The sequence below is a fragment of the Cellvibrio sp. ATLC23 genome (assembly GCF_057196725.1).
This window is the reverse complement of sequence record NZ_JBXUOS010000005.1, coordinates 222,213-235,758: the sequence shown is the minus strand read 5'-3', so window position 1 is coordinate 235,758 and position 13,546 is coordinate 222,213. Positions and strand designations below refer to the sequence as shown.

General features: G+C 46.1%; 9 protein-coding genes. 8 read left to right on the top strand and 1 reads right to left on the bottom strand.

From position 1 onward, the window contains the following. The first annotated feature begins 41 nt into the window (after positions 1-41). Positions 42-680 (top strand): cob(I)yrinic acid a,c-diamide adenosyltransferase, encoded by a 639-nt coding sequence (gene cobO / locus AC2CG4_RS10585; RefSeq protein WP_484486223.1) that lies wholly within the window; start codon positions 42-44, stop codon positions 678-680. A 128-nt stretch (positions 681-808) separates the two neighbouring features. On the opposite strand, the gene AC2CG4_RS10580 is transcribed toward cobO, so the two are convergent. Then, positions 809-1,081: a hypothetical protein gene (locus AC2CG4_RS10580; RefSeq protein ID WP_484486222.1), complete on the bottom strand. Its 273-nt coding sequence runs from the start codon at positions 1,079-1,081 to the stop codon at positions 809-811. Here AC2CG4_RS10580 and AC2CG4_RS10575 point away from each other — a divergent pair. From AC2CG4_RS10575 to AC2CG4_RS10545, 7 genes are all read left to right on the top strand, one after another. After that, a complete protein-coding gene (locus AC2CG4_RS10575; RefSeq protein ID WP_484486221.1) occupies positions 1,080-2,441 on the top strand; it encodes a NosD domain-containing protein in 1,362 nt (453 codons plus the stop codon). The two genes, AC2CG4_RS10580 and AC2CG4_RS10575, sit on opposite strands and share 2 nt — an antisense overlap. 84 nt (positions 2,442-2,525) lie before the next feature. Then, the gene (locus AC2CG4_RS10570; protein ID WP_484486283.1) at positions 2,526-3,965 is read left to right on the top strand and encodes a cobyric acid synthase; all 1,440 of its coding nucleotides are present in this window, start codon (positions 2,526-2,528) and stop codon (positions 3,963-3,965) included. 79 nt (positions 3,966-4,044) lie between these two features. After that, a complete protein-coding gene (locus AC2CG4_RS10565) occupies positions 4,045-5,298 on the top strand; it encodes a substrate-binding periplasmic protein (protein ID WP_484486220.1) in 1,254 nt (417 codons plus the stop codon). A 391-nt stretch (positions 5,299-5,689) separates the two neighbouring features. After that, positions 5,690-6,862 (top strand): helix-turn-helix domain-containing protein, encoded by a 1,173-nt coding sequence (locus AC2CG4_RS10560; RefSeq protein ID WP_484486219.1) that lies wholly within the window; start codon positions 5,690-5,692, stop codon positions 6,860-6,862. Between the two features lie 358 nt (positions 6,863-7,220). Then, positions 7,221-9,107, top strand: coding sequence for an endo-1,4-beta-xylanase (locus AC2CG4_RS10555; RefSeq protein WP_484486218.1), 1,887 nt, complete (start codon positions 7,221-7,223; stop codon positions 9,105-9,107). A 125-nt stretch (positions 9,108-9,232) separates the two neighbouring features. Beyond that, on the top strand, positions 9,233-11,197 hold the full coding sequence (locus AC2CG4_RS10550; protein ID WP_484486217.1) for a non-reducing end alpha-L-arabinofuranosidase family hydrolase: 1,965 nt from the start codon (positions 9,233-9,235) through the stop codon (positions 11,195-11,197). A 454-nt stretch (positions 11,198-11,651) separates the two neighbouring features. Continuing rightward, positions 11,652-13,337, top strand: a complete 1,686-nt coding sequence (locus AC2CG4_RS10545) for a cellulose binding domain-containing protein (RefSeq protein ID WP_484486216.1) — start codon at positions 11,652-11,654, stop codon at positions 13,335-13,337. Positions 13,338-13,546: the final 209 nt, after the last annotated feature.

Sequence of the window (13,546 nt, the reverse complement as noted above, 5' to 3'; positions counted from 1 at the left end):
GTTTAATTCAATGTACCCATTTTTCAGCATGGAAAACCACTATGAGCGATGAACATAACCAAGGCGATGAAAAAGCCAAGCGCCATCAAGAGCGCATGCAACAACGCAAAGAAATTGTCGATGCGGCCATTGCCCGTGCCGACGAAGAGCGCGGTGTAGTGATTGTATTAACCGGCGACGGCAAAGGTAAAAGCTCATCGGGTTTTGGTACTGCTTTGCGCTGTCTTGGGCACGGTTACAAAGTCGCAATTGTGCAATTTATTAAAGGCACTTGGGAATGCGGCGAAAAAAACTTTTTAACCGAAAGTATTTTTCGTGGTGCCAGCCCGCAATTGGAATATTTTGTGATGGGTACAGGTTTTACCTGGGAGACCCAAAACGCTGAACAAGATAAACAAGCCGCAGAAGCGGTGTGGGCAGAATGCGAACATGTATTTCGCGACCCGAGTATTCACTTGGTATTGCTCGACGAGTTGACCTACATGCTCAATTACAAATATATCGATAAAGATAAAGTGATCGCTGCAATTCAAAATCGCCCGCTAAATCAAAATGTGATAATTACCGGGCGCGGCGCAAAAAAATATCTGGAAGATTTGGCGGATACATTCAGTGAAGTGAAATCGGTTAAGCATGCTTTTAATGCTGGGGTTAAAGCGCAAAAAGGAATTGAATGGTAATACCAATTTAGTGTTGTTGATGTTTTATTTATCGCTGTTGTGCAGGTATGTATAGGCTGTGCAAGCGGGTATCTTTTCAGTTAAGCTGATGTGAATAATTATAACTATATCCAAAATTATAACGGTCATCACAATTCAACGACTGAGAGAATCAACATGCACAACAGTTTCAACACTATGTCTTTGGTGGCCTTTTTATTTAGCGCTTTGTTGGGTTTACAAGCTTGCGGAGGCGGCGGTGGCGGCTCTACATCTGCGGCTGCCAGCAGTAAAGCTTTATCGGTAGCACCATCCAGCTCAAGCGCCACAAGTGTATCGGTAATGAGCAGCAGTGTGCCGTCCAGTCTTAGTAGCAGTTCTTCATCCAATATTAGTAGCAATTCTGTTTCCCAATCTTCCATGTCAGTGCCAGCGGGCAATCCGGGTATGCGCAATCCCGATGGCAGTATTCGCCCAGCACATACACCTAATGCCGCTCCCAGTTTCATCAACGTAGTTACCCGCGCTGCGCAGCTGGGTTATACCATCGACCTTGCCAACACCAACAATGACGATAACCCCGGCATTCAGGCGGTAATTAGCGATGCAGCTACTACCGCGGGCAGCACTGTGTATTTTCCTAACGGTACTTACAATTTGAACAGTGTTTCAGTGTCGAGCACAACAGTACACATTGTGATGGCTAAAAGCGGTGTAAATTTGGAAGGCGAAAGCCGCGATGGCACAGTGTTTTTGTCCAATATAGATGCAGGTACCGGCGCGACAAATTATTACGGTATCCGCATATTGGGCGTGAACAATATTGTGTTGAAAAATTTCACTTTCACCAACACCTGGAACAAAAGCTATTCCACCAATACGAATACAGCTAACCCTGATCGCGGTGGTTTAAGTTATGTGATTGCAACCGGGTATGGCAATTCTGCTGCGGCCTACAACATTACCATCGATAATGTTGTAGTAGAAAAATATATCAAAATGGGTGTGCGTATCGCCGCCGGTTCCTATGATGTAGTGGTAAAAAATTCTATCGCCCGCAATGCGACCGATGTGGCCGGTGGCGGAGCCGGTTATGGTTTTGTGATTCAGGGTAGTACACATTTAAGTGCAGCAACCAATCCCTATTTGGGTGATGCTGCAAAAGACACTTATTTTGTTACGCTCGATGGCAACAAAACCGAAGGTGAATACATTCGTCACGCAGTGATTGTCCAATACTGGGCGCATAATAATCTCATCACCAATAATCATTTTGTGAATAACCAGCTCGATGCTATTGATCTTCATGGTGAAGATGAGTACGCCAACGAAGTGTCTTACAACACCGTAGTGAATTCTTATCGCGCCGGAATTGCACTGGGTAATTCCGGTGCAGGTCACGATAAAAGTGGTATTGATAACTGGATTCACAATAACGATTTAATCGGCTGTAACTGGGGCATTAGTGTGCAATACGGCACGGCAAAAACCACTATCGAAAACAATCGTATTCGCGACAATACCGCCAATGCGGTGAGTTCCCCCAGAGGAATCTGGCTGGGCAATAGTGACGGTTCTGTGGTGCGCAATAACACCATTAGCAACAACACAGTGCCAGGCTTTGTTGCGGTGGCGCTGAGAGATGATGCTGCCGAAGGTGAATCACCTGCGGGTGGTCCAATTAATTGGATCATTAGCGGAAATACTGTGATCAACAGCGGCACTGAGTTTGCTAACACGTCTACTTATGCAACAGGCAATAGTATTCAAACGAGTTGGTAAATGAATACAACTTGTTTGTGAGTAAAGTTGTTAACGCTAATTATTTAAAATAAAAGTGGGTGTTGTGTGGTAAGTAAAACCTTAATGGTGCAGGGCACAACATCCGACGCTGGTAAAACCACACTCGTCGCCGCGCTTTGCCGTATTTTAAAAAAGCGCGGCATTTCGGTGGTGCCGTTTAAACCGCAAAATATGGCTTTAAATTCTGCCGTTACTGTCGACGGTGGCGAAATAGGTCGGGCACAAGCATTGCAGGCGCAGGCTGCTGGACTTGAGCCGCACACCGATATGAATCCTATTTTAATTAAACCCACTAGCGATACTCGCGCGCAAATTATTGTGCAAGGGAAAGCGGTCACGGATATGGAAGCGGCGGTTTATCACGATTATAAAACCCAGGCCATGGGGTATGTGTTGGATTCCTACGCGCGCCTGCAACAGCAATATGAGGTGATTTTGGTTGAAGGCGCAGGCAGCCCTGCTGAAATCAATCTGCGCGACCGCGACATCGCCAACATGGGATTTGCTGAAACCGTTGATTGCCCGGTGATTTTAATTGCTGATATAGACCGCGGCGGTGTATTTGCGCATTTGGTGGGCACATTGGAATTGTTGAGCGAGAGCGAGCGCAAGCGGGTTGTCGGTTTTGTCATCAATCGCTTTCGCGGCGATATTAGTTTATTGCAATCGGGTTTGGATTGGCTGGAGCAAAAAACCGGCAAACCGGTGTTGGGCGTTATCCCTTATTTACACGGATTATATTTGGATGCCGAAGATGCGCTCACTGCGAACGCCATTAAACCGAATGCCAATTGCCGTGTTGCGGTATTGGCCTTGCCGCGCATTTCCAATCATACGGATTTTGATCCGCTACGTTTGCATCCACAAATCGACTTTCATTGGGTCGGTCCCAAACAAATAATTCCTCCCTGTGATTTACTCATTATTCCCGGCAGTAAAAATACTCGCGCCGATTTGCAATTTGTGTACGAACAGCAGTGGGATCAACAAATCAAAAAACATGTGCGTTACGGTGGAAAATTAATCGCTATTTGCGGTGGTTTTCAAATGCTCGGCGATGAGATTCACGACCCGCAGGGATTGGAATCTGCGCCAGGTAGCTCGGCAGGGTTGGGCTTGTTTGCTATGCAGACGACACTGGAGCCGCACAAAATATTGCAACAGCGCAGCGGTTTTTTGTGGAATAAAATCAGTGCAGTACAGGGCTATGAAATTCATTGTGGCATAACAACGGGCCATGCATTGCAATTCCCCGCCTGCTATTTGCAGGGCGAGCAAGGCTTGGAGCCAGAGGGCGCCATCAGTGAAGACGGCTTGGTTATGGGCACTTATCTTCACGGTTTATTCGATCACCCAGATGCGCTGAATGCATTGTTTTCGTGGCTGGGCGCGGAGCAAGTGCAGCAGATTGATATCAATCGCGAGCGTGAGTTATCCCTCGATCGGTTGGCTGAGGCGACTGAGTTGGCGTTGCTACCTGATTTTTTGCAGCAATTTTTATAAGAGCGCGTTTTCAGGCCTATACTCCCTTGGTATTCCCATTTACTCCCTCTGTAACAAAGGCAAATTAAGGAGCGCCTTTATGCGTTTGATACTGTTGGTAATTTTATTTTTGATTGGTCATTTAGCAGTGCAGGCGGAGGGGCAGGTCACGAGCCATGCAGCAGACGAACCACCTGGCATCAATTTGGCAACCAATATTTCCTCTGCCTTCACTTCTGATTTACCGTCGGGCAGCACGCAAAATCTATTGCCCCATTTGCAGTGCATTTTTAAGCACATAAAGTGGGATTATCGCGTGCAAATCATGCCGTGGCGCCGCGCCTATCAAGATGTAAAAAATAATCGTATCGATGGTTTTTTCACCGCTATTCCAATGCGCCAAATCGATCCCTATGCGGTGTTGTCCGCCCCCATGGTGTTGGAAAATTGGTATTGGTTTTGGCGCATGGACACAATCGCTCCTGAATCTTGGCGCGAGGGTTATAAATTGGGGTCTATTTTAGGTAGTCAGCAAGAAACATGGTTGGGTGAGGCGGGTTATCGTGTTGATATGAATGCAAACAATTTGCCACAGCTTATTAAATTATTAAGATCCAAACGCATTGATGTGATTCTTGCTGACCGCGAGCATTTTCTTCATGCCGCGCAAGAGTTGAAGATTGATGCTAGTCATTTTCAGAGCCGTTTTTTTCGCTACGTTCCTCTTGGTGTCTATTTTAATGAGCAGTTTCTCAATCGGAACCCCGAATTTCTAATCAACTTCAATCGGCAAATTACCGGTTGTGCAAATACTCGGCTTGCAGTTACGGACTATGAGCAGCAGCTTATTAAAGAGCTGCTGATACGTAAAGTTGAACGTTGGAAGCGTCTGCCGAAATTAGAAGTAAAGTTACGCGCCCAGAATGAAAAATCACGCCGTGTCAGCCAGCAAGAAATCGCCAAGCGTGATAAACAATGGGTTCAAGCCTTTTTACAAGGCGACTTTGCCTATCCTATTAAGTTGGTTGATCAAGAGCTTTCAGCACAATTGCGCGAAGTGAAAAAACAATCACAAGACATGATTACCGAAATTATTATTACCGACGCCTATGGGTTAAATGTGGCCGTAAGTGATATGACCTCGGATTACTGGCAGGGCGATGAGGAAAAATTTACCGAAGTTTTCGGCAAGCCCGCAAACAGCCTTCATTTTAGTGGAATAAATTACGACGAATCTACCAAACGCTTCCAATTACATTTAAGTGTGCCGCTGTTCAGCGAAGAAAAATTTGAACCACTGGGTGTTATGGTATTTGGTATAGATGTAGAAAAAGTGCTGTCGCAAGCGCAGTGATTTGCCCTCCTTATCGCTACTTTTATGATGCCTTTTTATTCATTAAAGTTGATTTTCCTAATGAAATTTTCCCCTCGCTGGTTGTGCGAACAGGGGGGAACCCCCTCAAAAGTAGCCATTTTTAAGCGATAAAAATGACCCGACTTCACAAATTAGCTCAAGCGGGCATTAAGGTCGCATTGACTTTATTGCCATTTGATCTGATTGTATGACATTATGTGAGCGCAATCATTCTATAAGGCTTTTTAATCGACGAGCCGCATAATAATCAGCGAATACCGCGAGAGGTGTAAATGATTGCGTGTAGCAAATAGGGTTATATCACTCTGAGCAGCCCTAATCACTGACTCTGGTCGAGCTATCTATCTAAACCTGAACGGTTGTTTCAACAATGTTAACGTTTTACCGGAATGCCCTCGCAGTATTTGTCGCGATCTTGGTGTTTAGTGCGCTAGTGGTTTACGTGGGTGTGATGAAATCCAGATTAAATGCGTCGTTATTTCCGGGGCGCGATGCGAATTTTCTTTGGGTGTCCGCGATAGAGCCGCAAGAGCCTGTTGGCAATACCCGGTTAAAGCTGAAGGGCGAGGTGGGTACGGTAGAGTATGATTTTTTTCTGGATGCAGATACTCCATTTCCCTACACCCATTATTCCATTTATTTTGTTGATCCAATTCAATCATTTGCCCAAGTTGATCTGCGCCGGTTCGCAGAAATTTCATTCAAAATTCAATGCGATCCCAAAAATGTGCTGATGTTGGTGTTATTTAGTTTTGATGACAAAGTCACTGATTTGAATAATATGTCATCGCGCCGGGTGTCTTCTACTGCGTTTTCTTGTGATAAAAACTGGACTGAATTGAGGATTAATTTAGCGGATTTGGATACCCCGCACTGGTGGTTGGGGCGATACGGTTACGAATTTAGCGATACCGGTTACCAGCTGAATAAAACCATGGGTTTTGCTTGGGTGAATTCCTTGCAAAGTCCGCTTAATACACCCTCCCATGTAAAATTGACCGATGTGAAATTGCTCGGTACAGATCGTCGTTATATTTATGTGTCAGCGGCGCTATGCTTTGGGGTGTGGATTGTATTTGGTGTGTGGTTGTTCCGCCGCTACGTGGCGGTGTTGACGGTGGATATCAGAGAAAAAGTAAAACAAGATCAACCGTTAATGGCCTATAAAAAGCTATCAATCGAACCGCAAAAAGACAAAGAAAAAAGTGCGGTGTTGCGTTTTATGGCGACAGAATATGCCAATCCAGAGTTGAGTTTGGAACTGGCTGCTGCGTCGCTTGGGGTTAATCGAACAAAAATAAATGACATATTAAAAGAGGAGTTGGGTCTCACCTTTAGTACCTATTTAAATAAGTTACGTTTAACGGAAGCGGCGCGGTTGTTGTCAGAAAATGAAGAGGCTAACGTATCTGAAATTGCTTATTCGGTTGGCTATAACAATGTTTCTTATTTTAATAAATTATTTAAAACTGAATATGGGTGTGTGCCCAAAACTTTCAAATTTCTATATCCGTTGAAAAATTCTGATCAACAGGAAAAGTAGTTCTTATCTTGATTCTTCCTGCAAGTTATCAACTCTGATGAGTTGAGCACCCCTTAAATAATCTTCTCTTCAGATCTTGCAAAGCTTTGGTCTATTACAGAAATAATTTTTTGGTAGCGAAGCAGTTCTCATTGTGCAAGTTGTCGTTTTAAATTGCATTAAAATAATTACAGTAAGACTTCAATTTTCTGCAGTTTTATATAAAACCTTTCAAAACTGCAATGTTAAATCCCTCTGTTTCCTTAGTCTTGCATCCAGCGCGGATCGACTCATTTGATCGGCGAATGGCTCCTTTGAGTTTTTAATTTCGCACTACCACTACTTACTTTTCTAATAACCATAACTGGAGATTTGCATTATGCATACATCACAATATCCCACTAACCCTTTTGCTCAGGTGCTAAAACGTACCTGCGGTTTGGTTGGTGCTGGGGCCGCTTTGGCGGTGTTATCTCACTCAGCATTTGCTGCATGTACTTATACCATTGAAAACGAATGGAATACCGGTTTTGTTGCCAGCATCACCATCAAAAATGATACGGGCGCACCGATTAACAATTGGAGCGTGAATTGGGGTTATGCGAATAACCGTATCAGCGGAACCTGGAATGCGAACTTTTCTGGTTCAAATCCGTACACCGCATCGAACGTTTCCTGGAACGGTAATATTGGTGTAGGCCAATCCGTGTCGTTTGGTTTTCAAGGTAATAAAAATAGCGCGACTGCTGAGCGTCCTACTGTAAGTGGGGCTGTTTGCGGTGGTGCAGTGGCAAGCAGTGTCGCGCCAAGTTCGGCACCGCGCTCCAGTGTTGCGCCTAGCTCGGTTGCTCAATCAAGTGTGGCACCCAGTTCCCAACCCGGTGTTAGCAGCCGTTCTTCATCATCTGCGGGCTACACAGTGCCAGCCAATAATTTTGCACAAAATGGCGGCGTGGAAAATGGTTTAACTAACTGGTCAACAACCGCAGGCACTGTTACTCGTTCAACGCAAGATAAACGCAGTGGTTCTGCGAGTGCGTTAATTTCCGGGCGCACAGCAAACTGGCATGGTTTGACATTTACTGCGGGTTCGCTTGTTAACGGTAGCCAATACGATGTTGCTGTGTGGGTGAAGCTTGCACCCGGAACGCCTGATAGTGTTATCCAACTGACCGCCAAACGTCAGGATGACAATGACTCATCCACTTACAACGAATACACTCAAGTTGCGACTGCGACCGCATCGTCTACTGAGTGGCGTTTGGTGCAAGGTTATTACACTCAGTCGGGATCTACTGCCTTCCAACATTTCATCATTGAGGCTACCGATGCAACGATCAGTTTCTACGCCGATGATTTTTCTATCGGTGGTCAAGCTCCGGTTGTTCCAAGTTCTTCATCGCGCTCATCAAGCAGTGCTCCGGCCGCCAAAAAATTTATCGGCAACATTACAACTTCCGGTGCAGTGAGATCAGATTTCACCCGTTACTGGAACCAAATCACCCCAGAAAACGAAGGCAAATGGGGTTCAGTGGAAGGTACGCGCGATGTGTATAACTGGGCGCCGGTTGATCGCATCTATGCTTACGCTCGTGCCAATAATATTCCGGTAAAAGCGCATACGTTTGTGTGGGGTGCGCAATCGCCTTCATGGATTAATAACTTGAGCGCGTCTGAAACTGCTGCAGAGATTGAAGAGTGGATTCGCGATTACTGTGCGCGTTATCCCGATACAGCAATGATCGATGTCGTTAACGAAGCAGTAGTCGGGCATCAACCAGCAGGTTATGCGCAAAAAGCATTCGGCAATAATTGGATTCAACGTGTATTCCAATTAGCTCGTCAATATTGCCCCAACTCAATTCTGATTCTGAACGACTACAACAATATCCGTTGGCAGCACAATGAGTTTATTGCACTCGCTAAAGCACAAGGGGATTACATTGATGCTGTGGGTCTGCAGGCTCATGAATTGAAGGGTTTGACCGCAGCGCAAGTTAAAACCGCGATCGACAATATTTGGAATCAAGTGGGTAAACCCATTTACATTTCTGAATACGATATCGGCGATACCAATGATCAGGTGCAACTGCAAAACTTCCAGGCTCACTTCCCCGTGTTTTGGGATCACCCACACGTTAAAGGCATCACTATCTGGGGCTATATAAATGGTAGAACCTGGATTGAAGGTTCTGGGTTAATGTCGGACAACGGCACTCCACGCCCGGCAATGACTTGGTTGCTGAATAACTACATCAATAAGTAAGCCCGTTTTATTGCAGCTCATAAAAGGATTTTATGAGTTGCATATTTTCATCAAACACAATTGTTTTTGTAAAAAATCCCGATTCAACACAATAACGATGAAGCTATTCTTCAACGGAGATTATGATGATTAACGACAAAATTTCTCCCAAAACTCTCGTACAAGTATTTAAACGTACCTGTGGTTTGTTGGGCGCCAGTGCTACCGTGGCGATCTTGTCCCATTCTGCATATGCTGCATGCACTTATACAGTGGAGAGTGAGTGGGGCAACGGATTTGTTGCCAATATCACTATTAAAAATGACACAGGCGCACCGATTAACAATTGGAGTGTGAATTGGGCTTATGCCAATAACCGTATTAGCGGTACATGGAATGCTAATGTTTCCGGTTCAAACCCTTACACGGCCAGTAATATTTCCTGGAACGGCAGTATCGCGGTAGGCCAATCAGTGTCGTTTGGTTTTCAGGGTGAAAAAAATGGCGGTGCTGCCGAGCGGCCAACGGTGAATGGTGCTGCTTGTGGTGGCGCTGTGGCTTCTTCAGTTGCTCGCTCCAGTGTTGCGCCTTCGAGCGTTGCGCCCAGCTCGGTTCCTCGTTCAAGTGTCGCCCCCAGTTCCGTCGCACCTAGCTCACAGCCAGTGGTTGTTAGTAGCCGTTCATCATCATCCGCTGGTTACAATGTTCCGGCCAATAATTTTGCGCAAAATGGCGGCGTTGAAAATGGTTTGATTAACTGGTCAACAACGGCTGCAACAATTACTCGTTCAACTCAAGATAAACGCAGCGGTTCCGCCAGCGCATTAATTACTGGTCGCACCAGTAGCTGGAACGGTTTAACGTTTAGTACCGGTTCGCTGGTTAATGGCAGTCAATACGATGTTGCAGTGTGGATAAAACTCGCACCTGGCACACCGGATAGTGTTATCCAACTTACGGCCAAACGTCAGGACGATAGTGATACTTCAACCTATAACGAATATACACACGTAGCGACTACGACCGCATCATCAACTGAGTGGCGTTTATTGCAAGGCTATTACACTCAATCTGGGTCAACTGCGTTTCAGCATTTTATTATTGAAGCAACCGATGCAACGATCAGCTACTACGCCGATGATTTTTCTATCGGTGGACAAGCGCCTGCTTCAAGTTCTTCGAGCAGTTCTTCTAGTGCGCCGCCGCAAACTTGTGAATTAAAAGCTCCGTTGCGCTGGACATCAACAGCACCGTTGATCAGCCCGAAAAATCCTGGCTGGGCATCGATTAAAGATCCGTCTGTTGTGAAGTACAACGGTACTTATCATGTGTATGCGACTTACTACGACACGTCTTATAAATCCATGTATACCAGTTTCACTGATTGGAATAACGCACAGCAAGCGCCCCACATTTCTATGAATGGCAGCCGTGTGGGTAATGCGGTTGCACCGCAGGTGTTTTATTTCCGTCCGCACAACAAATGGTATTTGATCACCCAATGGCCCGGTACTTACGCTACCACTGATGATATCCGCAACCCTAACTGGTCAGCCAAACAACGTTTGTTGCAGGGTGAACCATCAGGTTCGTTGGATTTCTGGGTAATTTGTAATGACACCCACTGTTATTTGTATTTCTCGCGCGATGACGGTGTGTTGTACATGTCCAAAACGACTATTGCCAACTTCCCCAACTTCTCTGGCTATACCGTTGTGATGCGTGATAATCGCGGCAACGGCAATCAATATTTATTTGAAGCGCCTAACGTTTATAAACTCGATGGACAAAATAAATACTTGTTGTTGGTAGAAGCCTGGCCAAGTGGCCCACGTATGTTCCGCTCTTGGACATCCACCAGTCTCGACGGCCCCTGGACTCCGCTGGCGGATACCGATGCAAATCCATTTGCGGGTAATAGCAACGTAGAGTGGCCAACCGGTAAATGGTCTGACGGTATTAGCCATGGTGAGTTGGTGCGTTCAGGTTACGACGAGCGCCTTACCGTTGACCCTTGCAACCTTGAATTCCTCTATCAAGGTAAAACGGGTAATGGTGCAACCTATGATCTGATCCCGTACAAGTTGGGCCTATTGCGACTGAAAAAATAGTTGCATTGGAAATAGTGATATTTGAAATGGTTAGGATTCAAAACCTGTAAGTAAAAAGTTGCGACCCAAAAGTCGCAACCAAAAAATTCGCTGATTTATTCGGCGGATAAACGCAGCAGTGGTTTAACTGTGCCACTGCTGTTTGTGTAAGTCTCCTACAGTCATAGTTACCCTTGTTTCAGCCCGGTGTGTTACCGGGCTTTTTTGCCGCGACTTATATCGGAACTTTTATCGGAACTTTTGTGGCGACTTATATCGCAACTTTTATCAGAACGATTGTTGCAATTTTTATCGCAAAGATTGTTGCAACGATTATTACAGGAATGCATAAGTATTTGCTGAGTGTTTATCCAGTTGAAAGTTTAATAATAAGAGATTAATCAACTATCCGGCATGCCGTTAATCAGCACATTCATGACGGCGTTTTCTTCATACACTACTAAGGATATGAATAATGTATAAAAGCAATTCTTCCCTCAATCGAATGGTGCGGTTACAAACGTCGGCCAGATTTATAGGCGCAGCATTGTTGCTCGCGACAGCGGCGCAATCAGCATCGGCCAGTTGTACTTACGCGATCAGCAGCGAGTGGCCAAACGGTTTTACTGCGAATATCACCATTAAAAATGACACCGGCGCGCCGATCAATAATTGGAATGTGAATTGGCAATATGCCACTAACCGGATGACCAGCGGTTGGAATGCAAATTTTTCTGGCAGCAATCCTTACTCTGCGACCAATATGTCTTGGAACGGTAGTATCGCTGTTGGTCAATCTGTTTCGTTTGGTTTGCAAGGTGTAAAAAATGGCGGTAGTGCCGAGCTCCCAACAATTACTGGCGCCGCTTGCGGTGGAACAACTACGCCAGTCAGTTCTGCGGCAAGCAGCACACCGGTGGTGAGTTCTTCGCGCTCCAGCTCATCGGTTGCTGTTGTTTCATCATCAAGAATCAGTTCATCGGTTGCATTAAGTTCATCGTCGCGCGTTGCTTCATCTGTTCCCACAGGTGCTCGTAACGCTATTACCGTGCGTGCACTTGGCACAACAGCGACCGAATCCATCACTCTCAGCGTAGGTGGTACTGAGGTACAGTCCTGGACCTTGAGTACCGTCATGAACAATTACACGGTAGAAACGGCTCTGGTTGGCGACGTAGTTGTTGCATTTACTAATGATGATGGAGGCAATGCAGATGTACGTATCGATTACGTCAACGTTAACGGCGTAACCCGTCAAGCAGAAGTGCAGGCAGAAAACACAGGAGCTTGGGGAAATAACCGTTGCGGTGGCGGTGCGCCCAGCGAATGGTTGCATTGCGAAGGCTACATCAATTTCGGTAGCGTCACGGGCGAGCCTCGTTCAAGCAGCTCTTCGGTCTCTAGCAGTTCGTCATCTAATGGCGGTACTGGTACCGGTTCTGCTGGCTGTGGTGCCCCGGCAAAATTATCGAATGGCCGTCGTACCATTAACGTTAACGGATTGAACCGCGAATACGTGTTGGATATACCAAGCAACTACAGCCAGAACAATCCCTACAAGTTGGTCTTTGGTTGGCACTGGCGCGGTGGTAGTGCGAATGATGTTGTCGGTCAGGGCTACTACGGTATGAAAAGCCTCTCTAACAACAGCGCGATTTTCGTCGCGCCTGATCGTGCCGCCGGTACCGACGGATGGACAAATGCCAATGGCCGCGACATAGCGTTCTTGCAGTCGATGCTAACCCAACTCAAGTCATCCCTGTGTATCGACGAAAGCCGGATCTTCTCTACCGGTTGGAGTTACGGTGGCATGATGTCATTTGCAGTGGGCCGCGAATTGCCAACCACGTTCCGTGCTATCGCGCCTGTATCAGGTGCTTTCTTGACGCCGCATGTGGATAGCGGTTCAGCGACTGCGGCCTGGATTGCGCACGGCACTAGCGACACTGTGGTAAGCCATAGTTCTGGCGCTCAAGCTCGTGATGCTTATCTCAGAGCAAACGGTTGCTCTAACACGACTGTGCCGGTGCAGCCATCTCCCTGTGTGGAGTACCAAAACTGTTCAGCAGGTAAACCTGTTGTCTGGTGTTCGTTCAACGGTGGGCACACCCAGCCGTCGTTCTACAGCTCTGGAGCATGGAACTTCTTTAATCGGTTCTAATTGCCGTGAGGCAAAGACGACAGTGATAAAAATAGCGCTCTTATTTATTAGTTAGCTTTAACCTTGTTTTGTTTGTCCCTCAGGTTTTGCCCGGCCAATGCGCCGGGCTTTTTTTTCGATTTTTTTGAGGGGGGTGGATAGGTGAGCGCGGTAATAAGGTGTAATTTTGGTTGGCGCTTACTTGTGGGATAGTCTTTAATTGGTTTTTT